This window comes from Pseudomonas sp. WS 5011 (genome assembly GCF_012985775.1).
In the GTDB taxonomy this organism is placed as follows: domain Bacteria; phylum Pseudomonadota; class Gammaproteobacteria; order Pseudomonadales; family Pseudomonadaceae; genus Aquipseudomonas; species Aquipseudomonas peli.
In genome coordinates, this window is record NZ_JAAQXA010000002.1 from 25,006 (window position 1) to 50,548 (window position 25,543).

Here is a 25,543-nt window from a genome sequence, read left to right on the forward strand (position 1 = left end):
CAAAGAAGTGGTGGACAACGCTCCGTTTACCGGAGCTGACTCAGCAGACCTACAAATCGACCCGTACCACGGACACCGGATAGCCCAAGCGCGCAACAAACTCATCGAGAAAGCTCTGCTTAAAGCCGGCGTCCGCCCAGTTATTAAAGATAAAACCCAGGTTGGAAAACCCGCAGGGCTGCAGAAACAGAAAGCCGTTGATATCGTCTTCATGGCCGCACAGCGGGCAGCGAAAGTTATCGGTATGCCCCGGCATCCAGTCTTCCAGGCTGTCGAATAACCTTTCGCCCACTTCGCGCCGACACTCGGGGCAGCCGGCCTCTTCGAGAAAGTCCGTTGTCGGGGTATAGATACAGCGTTTGTAGATAATCTCCAGGCCATGCACCGCCTGCCCGAACGGCAACAGCTCGGGACGCTCGACCACCCGCCGCGCGCCCTCGGCAATGCCGTAGCCCATATGTTTGAAGGTGCGGCCACAGGTGGTGAGCTGTTCTTTGATGATGTTCTGCTTGACCAGCCAACGCACGATCAACCGCGCCCGCGCCTCATGGCCGGGAAAGCTGGAAATCTGCGGCACGATGATCGCCTGCTGCTCACTCATAACGGGACTCGGTTTGCGCTAAAGGCGCGCAGCTTAAAGGGCTTACAGCGGCGGTCAAGACCAATGCCCTATGGCAGGCTGGGCAAAGCATTTACTATGCGGGCCATGATCAAAGATCCCTTCCAACGCCTGAACCTCGACCGCGAGGTGCTCAGCGTCAGTCAACTGAACAACCGCGCACGCCTGCTGCTGGAAGATGTATTCGGCGGCATCTGGGTCGAGGGGGAAATCTCCAACCTGGCCAAGCCAGCGTCCGGACACATCTATTTCACCCTTAAAGATAGCCAGGCTCAGGTGCGCTGCGCGCTGTTCCGGCAGAACGCCGCCAAGGTGCGCCAAGCGCTGCGTGATGGCCTGGCGGTCAAGGTGCGCGGCAAAGTCTCGCTGTTTGAAGGGCGCGGCGACTACCAACTAATTCTCGATGCCGTCGAGCCTGCAGGCGATGGCGCGCTGCGACTGGCCTTCGAGGCCTTGAAGGAAAAACTCAGCGCCGAGGGGCTGTTCGCCGCCGAGGCCAAAGTCGCCCTGCCAGCGCACCCGAAACGTATTGGTATTATCAGCTCGCCCACCGGCGCGGTGATCCGCGACATCATCAGCGTATTTCGCCGCCGCGCACCGCAAGTCGAACTGACCCTGATCCCTACCGCCGTGCAAGGCCGCGAAGCCACCGCGCAGATTGTTCGCGCCCTCGACATTGCCGATGCAAAAGGCTTTGATGCGCTGATCCTCGCCCGTGGCGGCGGCTCGCTGGAAGATCTCTGGTGCTTTAACGAAGAACCGGTGGCCCGCGCTATTGCCGCCTGCATCACGCCTATCGTCAGCGCCGTGGGCCATGAGACTGATGTGTCCATCGCCGATTTTGTCGCCGACGTACGCGCACCAACACCTTCCGCCGCCGCCGAGCTACTGGCCCCCGACAGTAGCGAGTTGGTGCAACGCCTGCACAATCTCAAACGCCGCCTGAACCTGCGCATGCAACACCGCCTGGAACGTGAACGCATGCGCCTGGACGGTTTGCAGCGTCGCTTGCGCCATCCCGGCGAGCGCCTGCGCCAGCATGCTCAGCGTGTAGATGATCTGGATATGCGGCTGACACGCGCTTTCGCACGCCAGCTGAATAGCCGTCGCGAACGCCTGAATCATCTGCAAACCCGCCTGCTAAGCCTGCATCCGGAACGTAATCTCAAGCTGCTGGATCAACGCTTGCAGGCACTGGCCGAACGTCTGCAACGCAGCATGCGCGAGGGCCTCAAGGCACGCCGCCTGCAGCTGCATAGCCAAGTGCAAACGCTGCATGCGGTCAGTCCGCTGGCGACCCTCGGGCGTGGCTATAGCATCCTGCTGGATGAGCGCGGCCGCGCCATCCGCAACGCCGCCGACACCCGCCACGGCCAGCGCCTGAAAGCGCGCCTGGGCAACGGCGAGCTGGATGTGCGGGTCGAAGACAACCATGTGCGGCCGGTTACCCTCTCGCTGCTCGATTGATTTCCACACAGGTCCCCCATGCGTCTATTCACCCTGCTCACCCTGTTCTGCCTTGCCCTGCCCGTCCACGCCGAAGGCTTTATCAGCCGACTGCTCAATAAACCCGTGCCCGGCGGCGTGGCGGTAGTCGATCTAGGGCCAGCAGCCAGCGCACCCAGCGTGCTCTATCAGAACAAGCCGGTGCTGGTGATTCACGAGGATCAGCAACGCTGGATCGCCATTGTCGGCATCCCGCTCAGCATCAAGCCAGGCAGCCAACAGATCAGCGTCAACGGCAGCCAAACGCTGAGCTTTCAGGTAGGCAGCAAGCATTACGTCGAGCAACGCATCACCATCAAGAACCAGCAGCAGGTCAACCCAAACGCCAAGAACCTTGCGCGCATCGAACGCGAACTGGCCGAACAAACCCGCGCTTACCAGCAGTTCAGTCCACGTCAGCCAAGCAACCTGCTGTTCGACAAGCCGGTCAACGGGCCGCTATCCAGCCCCTTCGGCCTGCGCCGCTTTTTCAACGGTGAGGAGCGCAACCCGCACTCCGGGCTGGACTTCGCGGCCAATAGCGGCACGCCGATAAAGGCCCCGGCCGCAGGCAAGGTGATCCTGACTGGCGACTACTTCTTTAACGGTAAAACCGTTTTTATCGACCACGGCCAGGGCCTGATCAGCATGTTCTGCCACCTCTCGGCCATCGGCGTAAAAGTCGGTGATGAAATTCCCCGTGGAGGCGTACTCGGCAAAGTCGGCGCCACCGGTCGCGCCACCGGGCCGCACCTGCACTGGAACGTCAGCCTGAATGATGCCCGCGTCGATCCGGCGATTTTTATCGGCGCGTTCAAGCCATAAGCACTGCCTCGAGACACTTTCAGCAAATAACCCGGCCGGCCCGATTCCCGCTCATTTGTTAAGGTGGCCGAGTTAACAGGCTGAACGATCACCCCAAGGAGCGGCATGAACGACCTGTACAGCAACACCCAACAGTGGCTTGAGCATTACCCCTCACTCTATAGCCTGACCGGCATCTCGCTGCTGCTACTGGCAGCCTGGTTGGCCAACTGGGTGGTCAAGCGCATTCTTCTGCGCGGCCTGTACCGCGCACTCAAGGCCACGCCGATTGGCCAGGACGGCAGCCTGCATGACTCGCGGGTGATCGCGCGACTGGCAAACATTGTTCCTGCGCTGATCATTTCCATCGGCATCACCCTGGTGCCCAACCTGCCGGAAGCTGCCGTGGCGGTAACCGGCAACGTGTGCAGCGCCTTTATCGTACTGACCATCGCTCTGGCCATCAGCGGCGTGCTGACGCTGCTCAACAACGGCTACCAGAAGCGCCCGAATGCCCACCTGAAGCCGATAAAGGGCTATGTGCAGGTGGTGAAGATTCTGCTCTTCGCGATTGCCGCAATACTCATGGTCGCAAGCCTGATCGACCGCTCACCGCTGATTCTGCTGTCTGGCCTGGGTGCAATGGCCGCCGTACTGATGCTGATTTTTCAGGACACCTTGCTGTCCCTGGTCGCCAGCGTGCAGATTTCCTCCAGCGACATTGTGCGCGTTGGTGACTGGATCGAGATGCCACAGTTGAACGCCGACGGCGATGTCATCGATATCGCCCTGCACACGGTCAAGGTGCAGAACTGGGACAAAACCATCACCACCATCCCGACCAAACGCTTTATCAGTGACCCGTTCAAGAATTGGCGCGGCATGCAGGAATCCGGTGGACGGCGGATCAAACGTAGCCTGCTGCTTGACCAAACCAGTATCAGCTTCCTCAGCCCAGAGCAGATCACCCGCCTGCAGCGTTTTCTGCTGCTCGGCCAATACCTGAACAGCAAGCAGAGCGAGCTGCTCAGCTGGAACAGCGCACTGGCTGAGGCCAGCCAGGAGCCGGCAAATACCCGGCGGGTCACCAACATCGGCACCTTCCGCGCTTACGTCGAGCACTACCTGCGTCAGCACCCAGGTATCCACCAGGAGATGACCCAACTGGTCAGGCAAATGAACCCAACCGCAGACGGCCTGCCACTGGAACTCTACTGCTTCACCAACACCATCGTCTGGGCACGCTATGAGGCCATTCAGTCGGATATCTTCGACCACCTGTTGGCGATCCTTCCCGAGTTCGGTTTGCGGGTCTTCCAGCACCCGAGCGGGGCGGACATGCGTGAACTGAAACACAACCTGCTGCCTGGCACCCAGCCTTGAAGCCACAGCGGCGACCGAAACACCTGAGCCGCCCGCAATCCAAACGCTTACCCACGACTTTTTACGCAAAATTAATCGCCTAAACACGCCTGGATCGCACTCAAACACCAATTTTACAGCATTGCTTGCCAGCTTTGACCTCAGAGATTAGGGTTGGCGCTATGAACACCTACCACACCCTTATTCTGCTGCGCCAACACGCCAACCTCTGCCTGGTGAGCCAGCGACTGCGTGGCTGAATTTTCACGCCCACGCCCTGCCCTGTTTTCTCAGTTTTTGCCCGGCTCACCGCTTGCAGCCGCGCCACAAGGATCAACACCATGAGCATGCTCAAAGACCCGTCCAGTAAGTACCGCCCGTTCACCCAGATCCAGATTCCAGACCGCACATGGCCAGACCAGATCATCGACAAGGCGCCGATCTGGCTGTCCACTGACCTGCGTGATGGCAACCAGTCGCTGATCGAGCCGATGGACGCCGAGAAGAAGATGCGCTTCTTCAAGTGCCTGCTGGCAGTGGGCCTGAAGGAAATCGAAGTGGGTTTCCCGTCCGCCTCGCAGACCGACTTCGACTTCGTTCGCGAGCTGATCGAGGGCGGCCACATCCCGGATGACGTGACCATTCAGGTGCTGACCCAGGCCCGTGACGACCTTATCGAGCGCACCTTCGAGTCGCTGAAAGGCGCCAAGAAGGCCATCGTTCACTACTACAACGCCTGTGCGCCGAGCTTCCGCAAAATCGTCTTCAACCAGGACAAGGCCGGTGTCAAAGCCATCGCCGTGGCCGCAGGCAGCACCATCAAGCGCCTGGCCGATGCTGCGCCGGAAACCCAGTGGGGCTTCGAGTACTCGCCGGAAGTGTTCAGCAGCACCGAGATCGACTTCGCCGTCGAGGTGTGTAACGCGGTGATCAACGTGTTCCAGCCGACTCCGGCAAACAAGCTGATCCTTAACCTGCCAGCGACCATCGAGTGCGCCACACCGAATAACTACGCCGACCAGATCGAGTGGTTCGGTCGCCATGTCGACAAGCGCGACAGCGTGCTGATCAGCGTGCACACCCACAATGACCGTGGCACCGGCGTAGCTGCCTCGGAGCTGGCGGTGATGGCCGGTGCCGACCGCGTGGAAGGCTGCCTGTTCGGCAACGGCGAGCGCACCGGTAACGTCTGCCTGGTGACCCTGGCGCTGAACCTCTACACCCAAGGCGTCGATCCGCAATTGGACTTCTCCGACATCGACGCCGTGCGCAAGGTGGTCGAAGACTGCAACCAGATTCCGGTGCACCCGCGTCATCCGTACGTCGGCGACCTGGTGCATACCGCGTTCTCCGGCTCGCACCAGGATGCGATTCGCAAGGGCTTCGCTCAGCAGCAGGCAGATGCGCTGTGGGAAGTGCCGTACCTGCCGATCGATCCGGCCGATATCGGCCGCGATTACGAGGCGGTGATCCGCGTCAACAGCCAGTCCGGCAAGGGCGGTATCACTTTCCTGCTGGAGCAGGAATACGGCATCAACCTGCCGCGCCGTATGCAGATCGAATTCAGCCAGGTGGTGCAAAAAGAAACCGACCGCCTCGGCCTGGAGATGACCGCCGTGCAAATCTACACGCTGCTCGAAACCGAGTACCTGCAAGCCACAGCGCCCTATGCCCTGAAAGGCCACCGCCTGCAGGAAGAAAATGGCACCAGCGCGGTCGATGTGGAAGTCATCAATGCCGGAGAAACCCAGCACTGGCGCGGGATCGGCAAAGGCCCGCTGGAAGCCCTGGTTGCCGGCCTGCCGGTAGACGTGGAAATCATGGACTACAGCGAGCACGCCATCGGCGCCGGCACTAATGCCAAAGCGGCGGCTTATATCGAGCTGCGCGTCAACGGCGGCCGCGCGCTGCATGGCGTCGGCATCGACGAAAACCTGACTACCGCGAGCTTCCGCGCGCTGTTTAGCGCGCTGAATCGCGCCATCGGCCAGGCAGCCGAGCAAGCTGCCTGATAGGCACCGGGCGCTGGCGGACGCTCTCCGCTAGCGACCCGATACTCTACTGCTCATTCGCTCTGCTGCTGCCAGTGACTACGCCCCCACTCACACATGGCAGCCAGCACCGGCTGCAACGTGGCACCATGCTCAGTCACGCAATATTCCACTCGCGGCGGTACCTCAGCGAATACAGTTCGGGTTAGCACGCCGACACGCTCCAATTCACGCAGCTGCTGAGTCAGCATCTTCTCGGTGATGTCCGGCACCAACCGTTTCAGCTCTGAAAAGCGCAGCGGCCCGTTGAGCAGGCGATACACCAGCAGGGCCTTCCACTTGCCACCAATCACCTCCAAGGTGACATCCATCGGTGTGCTATAGACCTTATCGCCTTGCATCAGACGCTTGTTCTCAACCGTCCCGGCTTGTTGCTCAGCCATTAATGGTTACCTTTAAGTAAGTTACCGCCTTTATCGTACGTACTTCCTAAAAAGATTGCCACGCGCATAATAGCTGCCTTGGCCTATACAGCCACTTCGAAGACCTTGATGGAGGCTTTATGACGATTGAACACCTGCAAGCACCGCTGCAGCTTGGCGCTTTGACGCTGCCCAACCGCCTGGTGATGGCGCCTTTGACACGCCAGCGCAGCCTGCCGGGTAACGTCCCTGGCGAGCTGAATGCTAGCTACTACGCCCAGCGCGCCAACGCCGGCCTGATCATCAGTGAAGCTAGCCAGGTCTGCCCTGAAGGCCAAGGCTACGCATGGACACCGGGCATCCACAGCGATGCGCAAGTGGCCGGCTGGCAGCAAGTCACCCAGGCAGTGCATCAAGCCGGCGGACGCATTTTCCTGCAGCTGTGGCATGTGGGACGTATCTCACATCCGCTGCTGCAACCGAACGGCGCCGACCCGGTAGCCCCTTCGGCTATCCAGGCTAAGGCCGAGTGCTATGTAGTCGAAGCCGACGGTAGCCACCACAAGGCGGCCACTGCCATGCCACGCGCACTGGAAGTGAGTGAGCTACCAGGTGTTGTAAGCGCTTACGCCCACGGCAGTGAAAACGCGATCAAGGCCGGTTTCGATGGTGTTGAAGTGCATGCCGCTAACGGCTACCTGCTGGATCAGTTCCTCTGTTCCAATAGCAACCAGCGCACCGATGTCTATGGCGGCTCGGTAGAAAACCGCGCGCGCTTTGTACTTGAAGTACTGGACGCTACGGTGACTGCGGTCGGTGACAGCCGCAAGGTCGGCATCCGTATTTCGCCTATGGGTACGTTTGGCGATGTGCACGATGCCAACCCACTGGAGACCTTCAGCTACCTGGTCAGCCAACTCAATAGCCGCAACCTGGCCTACCTGCACGTCAACCGTCCGGATTGGCTGGGGGGCACCTTCGAGGGCTTTGATGATCTGCTACGCGCCCTTCGCAACATTTATAAGGGCACGCTGATTATTGCGGGTGGGCAGACAGCGGAAAGCGGTGAGCAGGCTATCGCCAACAACCTGGCTGACCTAGTCGCCTACGGCCGCCCCTATATCGCCAACCCAGACCTACTGGCGCGCTTTAAAGCCGGGGCTGAACTCAACCCACTGGACGGCAACACCCTGTATGGCGGTGGGGCCGAGGGTTACACCGACTACCCAAGCATGAGCTAACTCCCCTGCCGCAACAAACGCCGGTGCTTGCCCGGCGCTTGTTGCCATGTGTCAGACAGCCACCTGGATGCGCTCGGCCCTTGAGCAGTTTAGATGGCAGGTAAATCGCGCAGCCCTCAGCCACTAACTGCTGATGGCGTAGACACCAGGTAACGCGCGGTCATCCGCAAGGCTTGAGTTATATCGGGCCATACCAGCCCGTGGCGCTGAACCAGCGCATCCGTCGCAGCGGTATCGAAACGAGTGGTCTGGATAAAATCCAGCGACTCGGCATCGGTACGCAGCAACCGCGGCACAACCGGAATTTTTAGCAACGCCCGCAGCAAGGGAATCGGCACATGCCGACTTGGCGCGCTGACGCCTAGTGTGTTGGCCAATTGCTGCAGCATGCCCTGCAGATTGGGCGTCGTGGCATCCAGGGCGAGAATCTCCTGCCCGGCCTGCTGCTCATCAAAGGCTGCGGCCACTATTAGCCCGGCGAGAAAATCCACACTGACCAACGGCAGCCAATGCGCTGTCGAACCCGGTATTGCCCCGAGCAAACCGCCCGCCAGATTACTGATCAGCCCAGCCAATGGCTGCGCCGGCAGAATATGCCCACTGCGGCTATGGCCGCACACGGTGGCCGGATGCACCACCGTCAGTGGCGCCTGCAGCTCAGCCATACGCGCGTGCACGCGAAAATGCGCCTCAAGCTTACTGCCCTCATAGGCGCCAGTACGTTGATAGACCTTGTCCCAATCAGTGCGCTCGGGCCGCTGCAGCTCAATGCCGATGCGCTGTAGATGCCCATGATTGGCCAGCATAAAGCCGCCCACCATCAACAGGCGACTGCCTTGCTGCGCCGCCAGCTCAGCCACAGCCAACGCGCCCTCGACATTGACCTGGCGCGCCTGCTCGGCAGCCAGCCCCCAGGCGAACTGCGCGCCCAGGTGAAACACCACAGCAGCCTGACGCACCTGCTCACGGGCAGCGGCATCCAACCCCAGCCCCGGCAAGCCCAGATCACCGCCAACCGCCGTGAGCAAATCGCCCCGCCCGCCCAACTGCTCAATTTGCTCGCGCAAAGCTGGCAGGCTGTGCGGTCGACGCATCAGCACGCTGACCGGGCGCCCCTTGTGGGTGAGTAACGCCAGCAGATGCTGACCGATAAAACCGCTGCCGCCGGTGACAAAACATGGATGATTCATCGCCAATCCTCCTGAGTCGTTGATGACCCAAGCAGGCTAAACTGTCGAGCACACTCTACAGTCAAGCGAGATTGTCATGCGCATAGGCGAGCTGGAAAAACGCAGCGGCGCCAGCCGCCACACCCTGCGTTATTACGAAAGCCTGGGGCTGATCAGCGCCTTGCGCCGCGATAACAACTACCGCGAATACAGCCTGCAGACGCTACAGGACCTGGGTTTTATCCAGCAGGCTCAGAGCATGGGCTTTTCCCTTGGTGAGATCGGCGAAATCCTCAAAGCTCAGCGCGAGCAACAGCTCGACTGCGCCCAGGGCGCCGAGCTGGTAAGCCGTAAGCTGGTTGAGGTGGAGCAGAAACTTACCGACCTGCAGCAGCTGCGCGATTTTCTGCGCAGTGAAAAACTGCGCCTGGAAGCCAGCGCCGCCGAACAGAAGCCCACTGCAGCTGGCTAAATCAACCTGGCTATTCAGACCAAGTGCACGGCGAGCGAACAGGCGATCACTACACTGACGTCATGGATCGGAGGAGCACCTGAACATGCGTTCACTGACACACTGGATGTGCACCCTCACCCTGCCACTTCTGCTCGCCTGCAGCGCAAATGGCCTCGCGGCCACTGTAGTCATGGCCTTCGGTGAAAAGATTCCGCCCTTCTGCTTTCCAGAGAGTGATAGCGGTATCGAGCTGGAAGTGATTGGCGAAGCCCTGGCCTTTCGCGGCCACACACTCGAACCCCGCTACTTTCCTCTGGCCCGCGTGCCACTGGCGTTTCGCAAAGGTGAAGTGGATGCGGCCATGACTGACCTGGGTCAGGACCTTGCCGCTGTAGGTGGCCACTACGGCAACCCAGCGGTGATCTACTACAACGTGTTTGTCAGCCTGAAAGGCCGGCGCTTCGACATCCAGAAGCCCGAGGACATCAAGGGCCTTAGCATCGTGGCCTTTCAAGGCGCCGCCCAGCGCTACCCCGAATGGTTGGCCGCCAGCCAGAAAGATGGCCTGTACTTCGAGCAGAACAATCAGGAGCTGCAGGTGCTTGGCCTAAACAAGGGCCGTTACGATCTGGTACTGAGTGATCGCAGCATCTATCGCTACTTCGAACTGTTGCTGGAACGCACCACCCTGTTCAAGGCCAAAACCATCGCCATGCACCAGTTTGTCGAGGAAGACCCGCAGAACTACCGGCCGGTATTTCGCGACCCGCAGATCCGCGATGACTTCAACGCCGGCCTCGCCCAACTCAAGGCCAGCGGGCGCTACCAGGCGATCTACGACCACTACCTAAAGCAGTGAAGCCGCCCATCAGTCAGCCAGGGTAAAAGCATCCGCATCGCGATAAGCCGGGAAACGCTCACGGTAAGCGGCCAACTCGGCAGCATTGAGGGTTACCCGGAATACGCCATCCGCCGCCCCAGGCTCCAGCAGCGCCTCGCCCTGAAAATCCAGCACCTGGCTGTCGCCGCTGTAGGCATGGCCCTTGCCGTCCTCACCAATGCGGTTTACCGCCGCCACATAACAGAAGTTTTCGATCGCTCGCGCTGGCAATAGGCGATTCCAGTGGTTGCGCCGTGCGGCTGGCCAGTTAGCGGTGTAGAGCAGCAGGTCGGTGGTCTGTGGATCGCGGCTCCACACCGGGAAACGCAGGTCGTAGCAGATCAGCGGGCGCACCTGCCAGCCGTTGACCTTTAGCAGCACCTGCTCAGTGCCGGCGCTGTAGTGCTTGTGCTCACCGGCCATGCGAAACAGATGACGCTTGTCGTAGTGCGCTACAGAGCCATCCGGGCGCGCCCAGAGCAGGCGATTGCGGTAGGAACCATCAGCGGCCTGGATAATCAAACTGCCGGTGATCACGGCCTGCAGCGCCTGAGCCTGCTCGCGCAGCCACTGACTGGTCGGGCCATCCTCGGGTTCGGCTAGGGCGGCGGAGTCCATGGAAAAGCCGGTGCTGAACATCTCCGGCAGGACGACCAGATCGGCACCGCGTGCCTGCTCCAGCAGGGATGCAAAATGCGCGCGATTGGCCGCAGGGTCCTGCCAGGCCAGGGTAGTCTGGATCAGCGCCAGTTCGAGGTCGGGCAACAGGCTTAGATCGCGCATAATTTATCTGCCGCCTGGCGCAGGGTTTCTTCACGCTTAGCGAAGCAGAAACGCACCAGACGCAAACCCGCAGGTGGGCTCTGATAGAACACCGACACCGGAATCGCCGCCACGCCATGTTCGCGGGTCAGCCATTCGGCCATGGTCACATCATCCAGATCACTGCGAATGGCCGAGTAATCGGCCAACTGGAAATAGGTACCGGCGGCGCGGGTGAAGGTAAAGCGCGAGCCGGCCAGCAGGTCGCAAAACAGATCGCGCTTGGCCTGATAGAACGCTGGCAACTCTTCGACGTGCTCAGGCTGCTCGGCCATATAGTCGGCCAGGGCCCACTGCAGCGGCGTCACGCCACAGAAGCTGACGTATTGGTGAACCTTGCGCAGCTCGGCGCTCAAGGCTGGCGGCGCCACCACATACCCGGTTTTCCAGCCGGTGACGTGATAGGTTTTGCCGAACGAGCTAACCACAAAGGCGCGCTGATACAACTCCTCATGGGCCAGAACGCTGGCGTGCTGAACACCATCAAACACCAGATGCTCATAGACCTCGTCGCTGATCAGGTAGATATCGCGCGCGCGAATCAGGGCCGCCAACTGGTCCAGCTCAGCCCGTGAAATCAGCGCCCCGCTGGGGTTGTGCGGGCTGTTAAGGATGATCAGGCGCGTCTTATCGCTCAGCGCGCCCTGCAGGCGCTGCCAGTCGATGGCGAAATTCGGCAAGGCCAGCGGCACATGCACGCAGCGCCCGCCGGCAAGCTCGACCGAGGGCTCATAGCTGTCGTAGCTGGGGTCGAAGACGATGACTTCGTCACCCGGATGAATCAACGCCTGGATAGCGCAGAAGATTCCTTGGGTAGCGCCGGGAACGATGGTGACTTCAGTATCGGCGCTGACCATACGGCCATAACTGCGGGCAATCTTCGCCGCCACCTGCTCGCGCAGCGCTGGCAAGCCAGTCATCGGCGCGTACTGGTTATGCCCAGCAGCAATATGTCGGCCGACCGCATCACGCAGGGCCTGCGGCCCATCGAAATCCGGGAAGCCCTGGGACAGATTGAGCGCGCCGGTTTCCACGGCGAGCTGCGACATGCGGGTAAAGATGGTGGTGCCGACGTTCGGCAGTTTGCTGATAATCATCGAAGCAATATTCCTGGGCCAAGCGCCGAGCTTGAGCGCGAGTGATGCGGCAGGATAGCCGATCCCCCAGAGACGCAAAAGGCACCCGCAGGTGCCTTTATAGAGCGTTTAAATCCAAGCTTAGCGCTTGTCTTTGCGCTTCTTCTCGGCCTTCTTGTGGTGGCTCATCAGGCGGCGCTTCTTGTTCACCTGACGATCCGTGAGGGTGTTCTTGTTACCCTCATAGGGGTTATCGCCGCCCTTGAACTCGATACGGATCGGCGTACCGACCAGCTTAAGCACACGGCGGTAGGTGTTTTCCAGGTAGCGGATATAGGACTTGGGTACCGCCTCGACCTGGTTGCCGTGGATCACGATCAGCGGCGGGTTGGCACCACCCAGGTGGGCATAGCGCAACTTGATGCGGCGATTGTTGACCATGGGCGGCGCGTGATCGCTGACGGCGTCTTCAAGAATCGTGGTCAGACGGTTGGTCGGCCAGCGGGTGATCGCCGACTTGAACGAGGCCTGCACCGACTTGTACAGATTGCCTACGCCAGTGCCGTGCAGCGCCGAGATAAAGTGGATATCGGCAAAGTCGACGAAGAACAACCGGCGTTGCAGCTCAACCTTCACATAATCGCGCTCACTCGGCTCCATGCCGTCCCATTTGTTCAGGGCGATGACCAGCGCACGACCGCTTTCCAGGACGAAGCCAAGCAGGTTGAGGTCATGGTCCACCACGCCTTCGCGTGCATCCATAACGAAAACCACGACGTTGGAGTCCTGAATCGCCTGCAGGGTTTTCACTACCGAGAACTTTTCCACCGCTTCGAAGATCTTGCCGCGGCGACGCACGCCAGCGGTATCGATGAGGGTGTACTTCTCGTCATCGCGCTCGAACGGGATGTAGATGCTGTCGCGGGTGGTACCGGCCTGGTCATAAACGATAACCCGCTCTTCACCGAGCATGCGGTTGACCAGGGTCGACTTGCCAACGTTAGGCCGCCCGATGATCGCCAGCTTGATGCCGTCCTTCTCGCTTGGGCCGGGTATGCGCTTGGCTTCCTGACCTTCGAGAACGATCTCTTCTTCCTCGCCCTCTTCCGGCTCGGTGGCATCCTTGGGGAAGGAGCCCAGTACGGCTTCAAGCATCTGGGTGATGCCACGACCGTGAGCACCGGCAATCGCCAGGGACTCGCCCATGCCCATGCTGGAGAACTCAGCGCGGGCCAAGTCGGCGTCGATGTTGTCGACCTTGTTGATGACCAGGAAGCTGCGCTTGTTACGGCGACGCAGGTGCTCACCAATCATCTGATCGGAAGCGGACAACCCGGCACGGGCATCCACCAGAAACAGCACAGCATCCGCCTCTTCGATGGCTTGCAGCGACTGCTCGGCCATCTTCGCGTCAATGCCTTCCTCGTCACCGGAAATACCACCGGTGTCGATGACGATATAGGTTCGCCCCTGCCACTTGGCCTCGCCGTACTGGCGATCACGGGTCAGACCAGACAGGTCGCCGACAATCGCGTCACGGGACTTGGTCAAGCGGTTAAACAGGGTGGACTTGCCGACGTTCGGACGGCCCACCAGGGCAATTACGGGAACCATTAGGCTCTCCACTTCGTTATTTCAGAAAATACAAAAGCCGCTGCAGGGGCAGCGGCCGGAATTCATTACGCTGGCTATGCTGCACAACCCTAGGTGCTGTGCAGCATAGCCAACGCGTCAGCGAGCGATCACTTGATGGTCAGAGCCACCAGATTGCCGCCGTTACCGTAGGCATATAGCCAATCACCCACGACCAGCGGACGGGCACGCAGGCCGTCGCTGTCAATACGTGTACGGCCGACAAAACGACCGTCCACCTGGCTGACTAGGTGCAGATAACCTTCCAGGTCACCGAACGCGATGTAGCTGGAGAACACTTCTGGAGCCGACAACTGGCGACGAGCCAGGGCATCGTTGCTCCAGAGTGCCGAAGCCGAACGCTCGTCGATACCTTCAACGGTACCGCTGGCCAGGCTTACGTAAACACTGCCGTAACCCTGAGCAACACCAACCGAACTGGACGCTTCGCGCTGCCAGAGGATACGACCGCTTTCCAGATCCAGCGCCGCAACACGACCCTGGTAGCTGACGGCGTAAAGGGTGCCAGCCGAGAGCAGCAGACCACCGTCGATATCGACTACGCGATCCAGTTCGGAACGGCCCTGCGGCACAGCCACACGCTGTTCCCAAACCGGAATACCACGCTGAGCATCCAGCGCAATCACCTTACCGGTGGACAGGCCAGCAATCGCCAGACGGTTGGTCAGCACTGGGCTGCCAGTACCACGCAGGGTCAGCACTGCCGGGGTGTTTTCAAAGATCCAACGCTGCTCACCGGTGTTCATGTCCAGGGCGATCAGGCGATCATCCTGGGTCTGTACCAACACCACGTCGCCGTTCAGCGCAGGCGGAGCCAACACTTCACTGGTTACACGAGCGCGCCATTTCTCTTCACCGCTGGCAGTATCGAGGGCGATGATCTCGCCTTTGAGCGTACCAACCACAACCAGGCCATAGCCTGCACCGACTGCGCCGGACACCGGGAGCTCTAGGTCGGCTTTCCAGATGACCTTGCCGGTCATGCGGTCCATGGCTACAACCAAGCCTTCGACATCGGCGGCATAAATCTGCTCACCATCAATCGCCGGCACCAGCATGTTAAAGGACTCGCCCTGGCCGTCGCCAATCGAACGACTCCATTCTTTCTGCAGGCTAACCTCTTCCTCAAACTTGGGCAGATCGGCCGGTGGCAGTTCCTTCTTGCTATTGCTGCTGCAACCTACGGCCAGAACGGCCAGGGCCAGCAGTGCGGCATTCTTCCAGCGCATCACGTCACGCATCCCCTTTTGCCAGATCATCCAGCTTCATTTGCAGACCACCGACAGCGGCATCTTCAGAGAGCGCTGCCTTGGCTTTTTCGTAGGCGGCATGCGCGTCATCGGCACGGCCGAGTTGCACCAGCAGGTCACCTTTGAGTTCTTCACGGCTGGCGACAAACGCCGGCGCAACCTTGGCATCCAGCAGTTTCAGGGCATCTTCAACTTTGTCCTGCGCAGCCAGTACGCGCGCCAGGCGCTGACGGGCCAGCTCAGCCAGACTGTCATCGGCCGGTTTGTCGACAATGGCCTGCAACTCGCTAGCAGCGTCGTCCAGTTTGCCGGCCTCAACTGCAACCTTGGCCACAAATAGTCTGCCGTACTGCGCGTAATGGGTACCGGCAAAATCTTTTTTCAGCGTGTTCGCCAACTCAGCAACTTTGCTCGCATCGGGCTTGCCGCTCGGGTCCAGCGCAGCTTCAAGCAACTGCTGATACACCAGCGAGGCACCCTGGGACTGATTAGTCTGATATTTCTGCCAGCCCTGCCAGCCGAACACCACCACCAACGCCAGCGCAACACCGGTCAGTAATGGCATGCCATTGCGCTGCCACCAGTCCTTGATTACCGCCAGTTCTTCATCATCAGTACGCGAAACCACCCCAACACTCCTATTCGCTAAATCACTCAACAGGCGCTCAGGCCTGATCGGCGCTGGTCGCCAAATGGTCGGCCAATGCCGACCACGCAATACTTTGTTGCTCGCCCTGACCGCGCAGCGGTTTGCAACCTACCACTTGCTGGGCCAATTCGTCTTCACCCAAGATCAAGGCGTACAAGGCGCCACTCTTGTCGGCTTTCTTGAACTGACTCTTGAAGCTACCCGCCCCGGCATTCACCTGCAGACGCAGGTTTGGCAGCTGGTCACGCAGTCGCTCGCTCAAGGCCAGCGCCGCCAGTTCAGCAGGCTCGCCAAAGGCACACAGGTAAACGTCGACCGTACGGGCGATTTCAGCCGGTACTTTACCTAGAGTTTCGAGCAACAGCACCAAACGTTCGATACCCATGGCAAAACCCACGCCTGGCGTCGGTTTGCCACCCATCTGCTCAACCAGGCCATCGTAACGGCCACCCGCGCACACTGTGCCCTGGGAACCGAGCTGATCAGTCACCCACTCGAACACCGTCTTGCTGTAGTAGTCCAGGCCACGCACCAGCTTGGGGTTGATCACATACGGCACACCGGCCGCATCCAGACGGGCTTTAAGCCCCTCGAAATGCACGCGCGACTCTTCGTCCAGGTAATCCGCCAGCTTCGGCGCATTGACCAACAGCGCCTGCGTTTCCGGGGCCTTGCTGTCGAGTACGCGCAGCGGATTGGTGTTCATACGGCGACGGCTGTCTTCGTCCAGCTGATCGGCATGAGCCGTCAGGAACTCGACCAATGCATCACGGTAAACGGCACGCGCGGCGCTGGTGCCCAGGCTGTTGAGTTCAAGCTTCACCGCATCGCGAATACCCAGCAGGCCCCACAGGCGCCAAGTCAGCACGATCAACTCGGCGTCGATATCCGGGCCGTCGATGTTGAAGACTTCCACACCGATCTGATGGAACTGGCGGTAACGGCCTTTCTGCGGACGCTCGTGACGGAACATCGGGCCGATGTACCAGAGTTTCTGCGTCTGCCCACCACCGGACAAGCCATGTTCAAGCACGGCACGCACGCAGGCTGCAGTGCCTTCCGGGCGCAGCGTCAGCGAGTCGCCATTACGGTCGTCGAAGGTGTACATCTCTTTTTCAACGATATCGGTCACTTCACCAATCGAGCGCTTGAACAGCTCGGTGAACTCAACGATCGGCATGCGAATCTGCCGATAGCCGTAACCATCCAGCAGGCTGGCGACGGTACCTTCAAAATAACGCCAAAGCGGGGTCTGCTCGGGCAGGATATCGTTCATGCCACGAATGGCTTGCAGGGGCTTGCTCACTTCAATTCCTTAGCTGTCTTGGCTGCGCACGATAACCGCGGCGTCAGCAGCAACCTTGTCGGCTGCTTTCTGGCGGATCAGCTTTTCCAGCTCATCAACCAGGTTGTCATTACCCAGCTTGTACGCCGGCTTGCCATCGATATAGATCAGGTTGGGTGAACCACCGGTTAGGCCGATATGGGCTTCCTTGGCTTCACCAGGACCATTGACCACGCAACCGATCACCGCCACATCCAACGGGACGAGCAAGTCTTCGACGCGTTGCTCCAACTCGTTCATGGTTTTCACCACATCGAAGTTCTGCCGCGAGCAACTTGGGCAGGCGATGAAGTTGATGCCACGGGAACGCAGGCGCAAGGACTTGAGGATGTCGAAGCCGACCTTGATCTCTTCCACCGGGTCAGCGGCGAGGGAAATGCGAATGGTGTCGCCAATCCCCTCGGCCAGTAGCATGCCCAGCCCCACAGCGGATTTCACAGTGCCAGAACGTAAACCGCCAGCTTCGGTGATACCCAAATGCAGTGGCTGCTCGATCTGCTTGGCCAGTAAGCGATAAGCCTCGACCGCCATAAACACGTCAGACGCTTTTACGCTGACTTTGAAGTCCGGGAAATTCAGCCGATCCAAATGCTCGACATGGCGCAAGGCAGATTCAACCAGCGCCTCTGGCGTCGGCTCGCCGTATTTTTTCTGTAGATCCTTTTCCAGCGACCCAGCGTTGACGCCGATGCGGATTGGTATGCCTTTGTCCCGCGCCGCTTCAACCACTGCACGCACGCGGTCTTCACGACCGATATTGCCCGGATTGATACGCAGGCAATCGACGCCAAGCTCGGCTACGCGCAAGGCAATCTGGTAGTCGAAGTGGATATCGGCCACCAGCGGCACGCGAACCTGCTGCTTGATTCGGCCAAACGCCTCAGCAGCGTCCATATCCGGCACGGAAACTCGCACGATATCGGCACCGGCATCTTCCAGGCGACGAATCTGCGCCACGGTAGCGGCTACATCATTGGTATCGCTGTTGGTCATGCTCTGCACAGCGATGGGGGCGTCACCGCCCACCGGTACAGAGCCAACCCAGATTTTGCGTGAAATACGGCGTTTGATCGGTGACTCGCAATGCATGTTACTGCCCACCCAACTTCAGACGCGCGGTTTCACCGGAGATAAACGGGGCCACATCAACTGGGCTGCCATTCAGGCTCACCTGAGCGCCTCGAGCGAAGCCCAGACGCAGCTCCAGTGGTGCCTTACCGGCCAACTCTAAGCTATCGCCTTTGCGCTTGAGGGCGCTGAAAAGCACCTTGCCATTAGCATCTGTCAGCTGCGTCCAGCAATCAGCAATAAAGGTCAGACTAACCACCGCCTCACCGGCAGCGGCCTGCACAGATACAGGTTCAGGTGCAGGTGCAGGTGCAGGTGCAGAAGATACCTCGGGCAGGGCGTCAGCAACTACCGACGGAACCTCAGCAGACGCAGCAGGCACTGCAGGAGTACCTGCTGTATCGGCAAGGTTTTGTGGCTGCTCAACTTGAGGGGCGACCACGGCCGCAGCTTCGGCCCCGATTACACTGGGCAACTCTGCAGCACCCTCAGGAAGTGGCGGTAACGTCACTCCTGCATCCAGCTGAGCAGCCTCTACCGCTTGATCTTCCGGCTCATCCAACGGATGGATCTGCGTGGTGCCATCAGCACCGTCCACCTCAACATGCTCAAGGCTGGTTGACGCCAAGTCTGCGGCACGACGCTCAGCCTGCTCTTGCCACCAAAAGAAGCTCAAACCGGCTAGCGCCAGCAAGAGGACAAAGCTGACCATCCGCAAGATACGTTGCGAGTAGCTCACGGGCTCCTCGATACGGCCCAAGCTGTGAACACTGCTACCCGCCGCATCGCTGCCAGTGAATTGGTCAAACTCCAGTACCAGACGATTCTGATCGATGTCCAGTAACTTGGCGTAGGCCCTGACATAACCACGCGCAAAGGTATGCCCAGGGAGCTTATCGAAGGCACCTTGCTCGACCTGACTCAAACGCTGAGGGGTCAAATTAAGCTGCGCTGCAACTTCGGCAATAGTCCAACCACGCCCCTCACGAGCCTTGCGCAAAGTCTCACCCGGGTTGATACGGGGAACTGTTAGCACTTCTGGATGCGCCGCTTTCATCATTGCTCCAACAGGTATTGCTGATATTCCGGCGTGCCCGGATAAAGTCGCTTCAACTGCAAACCGAGGCTCGCCGCGTTGTCGCGCTCTTCGAAAATCTTCGCCAGCCGTACGCCCAGCAACAGGCTGCGCGCATCTGGCTGAGCAAGCGCCATGTAGCTATCGTAATAGCTCCGTGCGGGAACATATTGTTTGTCCTCAAAGGACAACTGCGCCATTTCCATCAGGGCGCGGGGACGGCGGCTATTCAACCGTAGCGAACGCTCGAAATAGGCCTTGGCCTGCTCACGCTGCTTGAGCTGCAAGGAGGTCAGCCCAAGGTTTTCAAACACCCGTGAGCGCTCCGGATAAAGCGTGTCCTGAGCAGCTTGGGAATAGCGCTCGAAGGCCTCCTGGTAACGCTGCTGCTCAAACAGAAAACTGCCGTAGTTATTCAACAAGCGAGCATCGTCACTGTTTTGCGAGAGCGCCTTGCGGTAGTGATCGTCAGCCAGCTTGGGCTCCATTTCAATCTGGAACACCAACGCCAGTGCAGCATGTGCATCCGCATTCGATGAGTCGAGTTCTAACGCTTTCTTCAACGGAATCTTGGCGCGTTCGGTCTCGCCTTGCTGTAGATAACCGATACCAAGCTGCACGTAAGCATCTCGGGCTTCATCACGGCCTTTGGACGTTTTCATCGGATCGACATTACCAGTTGTAACGCAACCGACTAACAGACTGGCGGCCAACAGCAATGACGCGGGACGCAAGGTCATGGGTATCCTCCCCTCAGGTTCGATTGGCGGCGGAACTCGGCGTTTCGGCCTCGCTACTCAATTCACGCACAGCAATATAGCGCTCACTACGACGGGTACGATCCATGACCTGGCCGACCAACTGACCACAGGCCGCATCAATGTCCTCGCCTCGCGTGGTGCGCACAGTGACATTGTGCCCGGCCTTATGCAGCAGGTCCTGGAAACGGCGAATAGCATTGTTGCTAGGCCGCTCGTACCCGGAGTGGGGGAAGGGATTAAACGGAATCAGGTTGATCTTGCAAGGCACATCTTTGAGAAGTGCGATCATTTCCTCAGCGTGCTCGGTCTTATCGTTCACATCCTTGAGCAGGGTGTATTCGATTGTAAGCACGCGTTTCTCGCCGAGACGCGAGACATAACGCTTGCACGCCGCCAGCAGCATTTCCAGCGGGTACTTCTTGTTGATCGGTACCAGTACGTTGCGCAGCGCGTCATTGGGCGCATGCAGTGAGAGGGCAAGCGAGACATCAATCACTTCACCCAACTTGTCGATCATCGGCACCACACCCGAGGTGGACAGCGTCACCTTGCGCTTTGAAATGCCATAGCCGAGGTCGTCCATCATGATTTTCATGGCGGCGACGACGTTGTCGAAGTTCAGTAGCGGCTCGCCCATACCCATCATCACTACGTTGGTGATGGCACGGTCGATCTTCGCCGGCACGCTGCCGAACGACTTGTTGGCGATCCACACCTGACCGATAACTTCGGCGGCACTCAGATCGCTGTTGAAACCTTGTTTACCGGTTGAGCAGAAACTGCAATCCAGCGCACAGCCGGCCTGCGACGACACACACAAGGTGCCACGCGCGCCCTGGGGGATATACACGGTTTCTACGCAACTACCTGACGCCACCCGCACAACCCACTTGCGCGTGCCATCAGTGGAAATATCTTCGCTGACCACTTCCGGGCCGCGGATTTCAGCGCAGGCCTTGAGCTTTTCGCGCAAGACCTTGCTGACGTTACTCATGGCATCGAAATCATCGATACCAAAGTGGTGAATCCATTTCATCATCTGCCCGGCACGGAAACGCTTTTCCCCGATGCTTTCGAAGAATTGTTCCATCTCTGCCTGGGTCAGACCCAGCAGATTGATTTTACCGGTAGCTTCAGTCATGGCTTCACCCTCACCCGATTCGCTTAGCGAATACGTGCGCAAACTTCGGTGGCAGCGAAGAAGTAAGCGATTTCGCGGGCAGCGGAGGCTTCAGAGTCGGAACCGTGAACAGCGTTTTCGTCGATGGAAACAGCGAAATCAGCACGAATGGTGCCGGCAGCTGCTTCTTTAGGGTTGGTAGCACCCATCAGTTCGCGGTTAGCCAGAACAGCGTTTTCGCCTTCCAGAACCTGAACGATAACTGGACCGGAGGTCATGAAAGCAACCAGGTCCTTGAAGAAGCCACGCTCGCTATGCTCAGCGTAGAAGCCAGCAGCTTCGCGTTCGGACAGTTGAACCATTTTCGAAGCAACGACGCGCAGGCCGGCTTTTTCGAAACGAGTGGTGATCTCGCCAACAACGTTTTTAGCAACGGCATCCGGCTTGATGATGGAGAAAGTGCGTTGAACAGCCATGTGAAACTCCAGAAACAATGATTAAAGCGAAAAATTAAACCCGCGAATTATACGCGGGTTCCGGTTAAATGCGTAGGCCAGGCCAACAGGCCAGTTAATCCGCCTCGTCGATCCAGGCTGCCTGAACGGCTTCAAGCACCTTCTCGCCGCCGCGCTGCGGGTCGTCACTGAACTCCGGCAACGCCAGAATCCATTTATGCAGATCCACAAAGTTCACGTAGCGAGGGTCTACCTCAGGCTTGGACTCCGCCAGCTGAATGGCGATTTCCAGAACATCAACCCACTTCAGACTCATAACAACTCCTTGAATCAGTGCGGCGCTTCGGCAGCGTGGTTGAGCGAGTACTTGGGGATTTCCACAGTAAGATCTTCATCGCCCACAATAGCCTGACAGGACAGCCGCGACTGCGCCTCCAGCCCCCATGCCTTGTCGAGCATGTCCTCTTCCAGCTCATCGGCCTCTGCCAGCGAATCGAAACCTTCACGAATGATGCAGTGGCAAGTGGTGCAGGCGCAGACACCGCCACAAGCGCTTTCAATTTCGATATGGTATTCATGCGCCACTTCGAGCACAGACGTACCTGGCGCAACCTCGACCACCAGACCTTCCGGACACAGCACCGCGTGGGGCAGAAAAATGATCTGCGGCATGCTTATTCCTCAATCTCATCAAGACTACGGCCGGCCAGCGCAGCCTTGACCGTGGCATCCAGGCGACGCGCAGCAAAAGCATCGGTCACCTGGGTCAATCGTTTGGTTTGCTGCTCAATCGCCAAGCCATCCGTGCCGGCCATCAAATCGCGCAATTGCTCGATCTGCGCATCGATGGCCATACGCTCATCGGCATCCAGCAGACGCTCACCATCGGCCAGCAAAGCTGCCTCGACCGCCTCCAGCAGACGCTGGGCGTCGACCTGCTGCTCACGCAGTACGCGGGCAACTTTGTCGTCGCCGGCATTTTTGAAGGAATCCTGCAGCATGCGGGCAATTTCGCCATCGGTCAGACCATAAGACGGCTTGACCTGGATACTCGCCTCAACGCCCGAAGCCAGCTCACGCGCAGCAACGCTGAGCAGGCCATCGGCGTCAACCTGGAAGGTCACGCGAATCTTCGCCGCACCGGCGACCATCGGCGGAATACCGCGCAATTCGAAGCGTGCCAAGGAGCGACAATCGCTGATCAGCTCACGCTCACCCTGCAGCACATGCACCATCATGGCCGTCTGACCATCTTTATAGGTAGTGAAGTCTTGGGCGCGCGCCACGGGAATGGTGGTATTGCGCGGAATCACCTTTTCCATCAACCCGCCCATGGTTTCAAGGCCAAGCGACAGCGGAATCACATCCAGCAACAGCAACTCTTCGCCATCACCGCGCTTGTTGCCTGCCAGAGCATCAGCCTGGATAGCGGCACCAATGGCCACCACCTGATCAGGATCGATGTCGGTCAGCGGCTCACGGGCGAACAACTCGGCGACAGCCTGACGTACGCGCGGCACTCGGGTGGAGCCGCCAACCATAACCACGGCTTCAACCTCATCCAACTCAATACCGGCATCACGCACCGCGCGGCGGCAGGCCTTGAGGCTGCGTGCGAGCATCGGTTCGATCAGCGCATCGAACTGTTCACGACTCAACTGCCCTGCCCAGCCGGCATAACTGAGGCTTGCCGAAGCGCTGTCGGTCAGGGCTTCTTTAGCGGCACACGCAGCTTCCAGCAATAGGCGCTGCTGCGCGGGATCAAGATCAGAGGAAATACCCGCCTGCTGCACAATCCAGCCAGCAATCGCGTGATCGAAGTCATCGCCGCCCAGCGCACTATCACCGCCGGTAGCGAGCACTTCAAACACACCACCGGTCAGGCGCAATACGGAAATATCGAAGGTGCCGCCGCCCAGATCATAGATGGCGACCACACCCTCGGCATGCTGATCCAGGCCATAGGCCACGGCGGCGGCGGTCGGCTCGTTGAGCAGACGCAGCACATTCAGCCCGGCCAGACGCGCAGCATCCTTAGTGGCCTGGCGCTGGGAGTCATCAAAATAGGCTGGCACGGTGATGACCGCGCCCACCAGCTCACCACCCAGAGTCGCTTCAGCGCGCTGACGCAGCACCTTGAGAATATCCGCCGAGACTTCAACCGGGCTTTTCGGCCCCTGCACGGTTTCGATAAACGGCATATGCGATTCGCCACCGACAAAGCGGTATGGCAGCTGCTCACCGAGCTGCTTGACGTCAGCCAAACCGCGCCCCATGAGGCGCTTGACCGACAGCACAGTATTCAGCGGATCAGCCGATGCGGCCGCCTTGGCGACCTCGCCTACCTCGACCCGATCAGCGTGATAACGCACTGCAGACGGCAGAATGACCTGCCCAGCGGCATCGGCCAGCGGCTCGGAAAGGCCGCTACGCACGGCGGCGACCAGCGAATTGGTGGTACCCAAATCAATCCCCACGGCCAGACGGCGCTGGTGTGGCTGGGTGCTTTGTCCGGGCTCAGCGATCTGCAGTAAGGCCATGATTAATCAGTGCTTAGATATCAGGCGCGCCGCAATAGGCGCGCCAGCGTTAATCGTCGAGGCGCTCTTCCAGCTGGCGGACCTCGTGAGAAAGCTTGTCGAGAAACTGCATGCGGCGCATCAGGCGCTCGGCCTCTTCGCGACGCGAAGCATCATCCCAACAAACGGCAAAACTTTCGTTGAGCTCGTCCTGAGCCACTTTCAGACGCCGCTTGAACTGCGCCACCCCGGCCAGGTCGGCACTGTCGTGCAGATCTTCCAGCTCTTCGCGCAGCTGCATTTGCTGCAGCAGGAAATCCGGATCCTGCACCGTCACTTCCAGCGGTAGCTCGGGCCCGCGCAGTGCCAGCAAATAGCGAGCGCGCTGCGACGCACTCTTGAGCGTGCTGTAAGCCTCGTTGAGACTGGCAGATTGCTCGAGGGCTAAGCGCTGCTCACGCTCGGAAGCGTCAGCAAAGCGATCCGGATGAATCTGCCGTGCCATCTCACGGTAACGCGCGGCAAGCAGCTCCTGATCCAGCCGAAAACCTGGCTGCAGGTCGAATAAAGCAAAGTGACAAGGACTGCCCACAAGCGCCTCAGATATTGAAGCTTTCGCCGCAGCCACATTCGCCGCGCACGTTTGGGTTGTTGAACTTGAAACCTTCGTTCAACCCCTCTTTGACGAAATCAAGCTCAGTACCGTCGAGGTAAACCAGGCTCTTGGGATCGATGATCACCTTGACGCCATGGTTCTCGAACACCTGATCTTCGCTGGCGGCCTCATCGACAAACTCCAGCACATAGGCCAAGCCGGAACAGCCCGTGGTGCGTACACCCAGGCGAATGCCTTCGCCCTTGCCGCGCCCCTCAAGAGAGCGACGCACGTGCTGAGCGGCTGCTTCGGTCATGCTGATAGCCATCGACAAACCTCCTTAGAGCAAGCCTTTCTTCTGCTTGTAATCGCGAACAGCAGCCTTGATGGCGTCTTCGGCGAGTACCGAGCAGTGGATTTTCACCGGTGGCAGAGCCAATTCCTCGGCCAGCTGGGTGTTCTTGATAGTTTCAGCTTCGTCTAGGGTCTTGCCCTTCATCCACTCAGTAGCGAGGGAGCTGGAGGCAATTGCCGAACCGCAACCGTAGGTCTTGAACTTGGCGTCTTCAATTACGCCCTGCTCGTTGACCTTGATTTGCAGACGCATCACGTCACCGCAAGCCGGCGCGCCGACCATACCAGTGCCGACGTCTGGGTCTTCCGCGTCCATCTTGCCGACGTTGCGCGGGTTCTCGTAGTGGTCAATGACCTTTTCACTGTAAGCCATG

The 25,543-nt window shown here is 59.3% G+C and carries 27 protein-coding genes; 7 read left to right on the plus strand and 20 right to left on the minus strand.

Features of this window, described 5'->3' with window-relative positions:
• Positions 1 to 49 precede the first annotated feature (49 nt).
• Positions 50 to 601 carry a sugar ABC transporter ATPase gene (locus tag HBN63_RS02495; protein WP_170048269.1) on the minus strand — a complete coding sequence of 184 codons (552 nt, stop codon included), beginning with the start codon at positions 599 to 601 and terminating at the stop codon, positions 50 to 52.
• Positions 602 to 706: 105 nt separating this feature from the next.
• Between HBN63_RS02495 and xseA the strand changes: the two genes are divergently transcribed.
• The 4 genes from xseA (at position 707) to leuA (ending at position 6,282) form a co-directional block, all read left to right on the plus strand.
• Positions 707 to 2,086, plus strand: a complete 1,380-nt coding sequence (xseA, locus tag HBN63_RS02500; RefSeq protein WP_170048270.1) for an exodeoxyribonuclease VII large subunit — start codon at positions 707 to 709, stop codon at positions 2,084 to 2,086.
• An 18-nt stretch (positions 2,087 to 2,104) separates the two neighbouring features.
• Entirely contained in the window at positions 2,105 to 2,929 is an 825-nt protein-coding gene (locus HBN63_RS02505) for a peptidoglycan DD-metalloendopeptidase family protein (RefSeq protein WP_170048271.1), read from the plus strand.
• 105 nt (positions 2,930 to 3,034) lie between these two features.
• Positions 3,035 to 4,291, plus strand: coding sequence for a mechanosensitive ion channel domain-containing protein (locus HBN63_RS02510; RefSeq protein ID WP_170048272.1), 1,257 nt, complete (start codon positions 3,035 to 3,037; stop codon positions 4,289 to 4,291).
• A gap of 320 nt (positions 4,292 to 4,611) precedes the next feature.
• On the plus strand, positions 4,612 to 6,282 hold the full coding sequence (gene leuA / locus HBN63_RS02515) for a 2-isopropylmalate synthase (RefSeq protein WP_170048273.1): 1,671 nt from the start codon (positions 4,612 to 4,614) through the stop codon (positions 6,280 to 6,282).
• 53 nt (positions 6,283 to 6,335) lie between these two features.
• Here leuA and HBN63_RS02520 read toward each other — a convergent pair whose 3' ends face one another.
• Entirely contained in the window at positions 6,336 to 6,704 is a 369-nt protein-coding gene (locus tag HBN63_RS02520) for a helix-turn-helix domain-containing protein (protein WP_275113183.1), read from the minus strand.
• A 119-nt stretch (positions 6,705 to 6,823) separates the two neighbouring features.
• On the opposite strand from HBN63_RS02520, the gene HBN63_RS02525 reads away from it, so the two are divergent.
• A complete protein-coding gene (locus tag HBN63_RS02525) occupies positions 6,824 to 7,924 on the plus strand; it encodes an alkene reductase (protein ID WP_167142048.1) in 1,101 nt (366 codons plus the stop codon).
• Between the two features lie 116 nt (positions 7,925 to 8,040).
• Here HBN63_RS02525 and HBN63_RS02530 read toward each other — a convergent pair whose 3' ends face one another.
• Complete coding sequence (locus tag HBN63_RS02530; protein WP_170048274.1) at positions 8,041 to 9,114, minus strand: SDR family oxidoreductase; 1,074 nt, start codon at positions 9,112 to 9,114, stop codon at positions 8,041 to 8,043.
• A 76-nt stretch (positions 9,115 to 9,190) separates the two neighbouring features.
• Between HBN63_RS02530 and HBN63_RS02535 the strand changes: the two genes are divergently transcribed.
• On the plus strand, positions 9,191 to 9,565 hold the full coding sequence (locus HBN63_RS02535) for a MerR family transcriptional regulator (RefSeq protein WP_170048275.1): 375 nt from the start codon (positions 9,191 to 9,193) through the stop codon (positions 9,563 to 9,565).
• Between the two features lie 85 nt (positions 9,566 to 9,650).
• Entirely contained in the window at positions 9,651 to 10,406 is a 756-nt protein-coding gene (locus HBN63_RS02540; protein ID WP_223181863.1) for an ABC transporter substrate-binding protein, read from the plus strand.
• 9 nt (positions 10,407 to 10,415) lie between these two features.
• Here HBN63_RS02540 and HBN63_RS02545 read toward each other — a convergent pair whose 3' ends face one another.
• From HBN63_RS02545 to iscU, 17 genes are all read right to left on the minus strand, one after another.
• Positions 10,416 to 11,210: an amidohydrolase gene (locus HBN63_RS02545; RefSeq protein WP_170048276.1), complete on the minus strand. Its 795-nt coding sequence runs from the start codon at positions 11,208 to 11,210 to the stop codon at positions 10,416 to 10,418.
• Entirely contained in the window at positions 11,198 to 12,346 is a 1,149-nt protein-coding gene (locus tag HBN63_RS02550; protein WP_170048277.1) for a pyridoxal phosphate-dependent aminotransferase, read from the minus strand. Before HBN63_RS02550 ends, HBN63_RS02545 begins: the two co-directional genes overlap by 13 nt.
• Before the next feature lie 120 nt (positions 12,347 to 12,466).
• On the minus strand, positions 12,467 to 13,939 hold the full coding sequence (der, locus tag HBN63_RS02555; protein WP_160085283.1) for a ribosome biogenesis GTPase Der: 1,473 nt from the start codon (positions 13,937 to 13,939) through the stop codon (positions 12,467 to 12,469).
• A 128-nt stretch (positions 13,940 to 14,067) separates the two neighbouring features.
• Positions 14,068 to 15,219, minus strand: a complete 1,152-nt coding sequence (gene bamB / locus HBN63_RS02560; protein WP_160016427.1) for an outer membrane protein assembly factor BamB — start codon at positions 15,217 to 15,219, stop codon at positions 14,068 to 14,070.
• Positions 15,212 to 15,793 carry a tetratricopeptide repeat protein gene (locus tag HBN63_RS02565; RefSeq protein WP_262498873.1) on the minus strand — a complete coding sequence of 194 codons (582 nt, stop codon included), beginning with the start codon at positions 15,791 to 15,793 and terminating at the stop codon, positions 15,212 to 15,214. Before HBN63_RS02565 ends, bamB begins: the two co-directional genes overlap by 8 nt.
• Positions 15,794 to 15,893: 100 nt before the next feature.
• The gene (hisS, locus tag HBN63_RS02570; protein ID WP_170048279.1) at positions 15,894 to 17,183 is read right to left on the minus strand and encodes a histidine--tRNA ligase; all 1,290 of its coding nucleotides are present in this window, start codon (positions 17,181 to 17,183) and stop codon (positions 15,894 to 15,896) included.
• 9 nt (positions 17,184 to 17,192) lie between these two features.
• On the minus strand, positions 17,193 to 18,311 hold the full coding sequence (ispG, locus tag HBN63_RS02575; protein ID WP_170048280.1) for a flavodoxin-dependent (E)-4-hydroxy-3-methylbut-2-enyl-diphosphate synthase: 1,119 nt from the start codon (positions 18,309 to 18,311) through the stop codon (positions 17,193 to 17,195).
• 1 nt (position 18,312) lies between these two features.
• Positions 18,313 to 19,347, minus strand: coding sequence for a RodZ family helix-turn-helix domain-containing protein (locus HBN63_RS02580; RefSeq protein WP_170048281.1), 1,035 nt, complete (start codon positions 19,345 to 19,347; stop codon positions 18,313 to 18,315).
• Positions 19,347 to 20,105 carry a type IV pilus biogenesis/stability protein PilW gene (gene pilW / locus HBN63_RS02585; RefSeq protein ID WP_170048282.1) on the minus strand — a complete coding sequence of 253 codons (759 nt, stop codon included), beginning with the start codon at positions 20,103 to 20,105 and terminating at the stop codon, positions 19,347 to 19,349. Before pilW ends, HBN63_RS02580 begins: the two co-directional genes overlap by 1 nt.
• Before the next feature lie 13 nt (positions 20,106 to 20,118).
• Positions 20,119 to 21,267, minus strand: coding sequence for a 23S rRNA (adenine(2503)-C(2))-methyltransferase RlmN (gene rlmN, locus HBN63_RS02590; RefSeq protein WP_170048283.1), 1,149 nt, complete (start codon positions 21,265 to 21,267; stop codon positions 20,119 to 20,121).
• A 23-nt stretch (positions 21,268 to 21,290) separates the two neighbouring features.
• Complete coding sequence (gene ndk, locus HBN63_RS02595) at positions 21,291 to 21,722, minus strand: nucleoside-diphosphate kinase (RefSeq protein ID WP_090248631.1); 432 nt, start codon at positions 21,720 to 21,722, stop codon at positions 21,291 to 21,293.
• A gap of 94 nt (positions 21,723 to 21,816) precedes the next feature.
• Positions 21,817 to 22,017, minus strand: coding sequence for a Fe-S cluster assembly protein IscX (gene iscX, locus HBN63_RS02600; RefSeq protein WP_090248633.1), 201 nt, complete (start codon positions 22,015 to 22,017; stop codon positions 21,817 to 21,819).
• Between the two features lie 14 nt (positions 22,018 to 22,031).
• Entirely contained in the window at positions 22,032 to 22,373 is a 342-nt protein-coding gene (fdx, locus tag HBN63_RS02605) for an ISC system 2Fe-2S type ferredoxin (RefSeq protein ID WP_170048284.1), read from the minus strand.
• A 2-nt stretch (positions 22,374 to 22,375) separates the two neighbouring features.
• A complete protein-coding gene (hscA, locus tag HBN63_RS02610; protein WP_170048285.1) occupies positions 22,376 to 24,241 on the minus strand; it encodes a Fe-S protein assembly chaperone HscA in 1,866 nt (621 codons plus the stop codon).
• Between the two features lie 49 nt (positions 24,242 to 24,290).
• Positions 24,291 to 24,812: a co-chaperone HscB gene (gene hscB, locus HBN63_RS02615; protein ID WP_090248637.1), complete on the minus strand. Its 522-nt coding sequence runs from the start codon at positions 24,810 to 24,812 to the stop codon at positions 24,291 to 24,293.
• A gap of 7 nt (positions 24,813 to 24,819) precedes the next feature.
• Positions 24,820 to 25,143, minus strand: a complete 324-nt coding sequence (iscA, locus tag HBN63_RS02620; protein ID WP_090248639.1) for an iron-sulfur cluster assembly protein IscA — start codon at positions 25,141 to 25,143, stop codon at positions 24,820 to 24,822.
• Between the two features lie 12 nt (positions 25,144 to 25,155).
• Positions 25,156 to 25,542, minus strand: coding sequence for a Fe-S cluster assembly scaffold IscU (gene iscU, locus HBN63_RS02625; RefSeq protein ID WP_040261926.1), 387 nt, complete (start codon positions 25,540 to 25,542; stop codon positions 25,156 to 25,158).
• Between the last annotated feature and the right edge of the window lies 1 nt (position 25,543).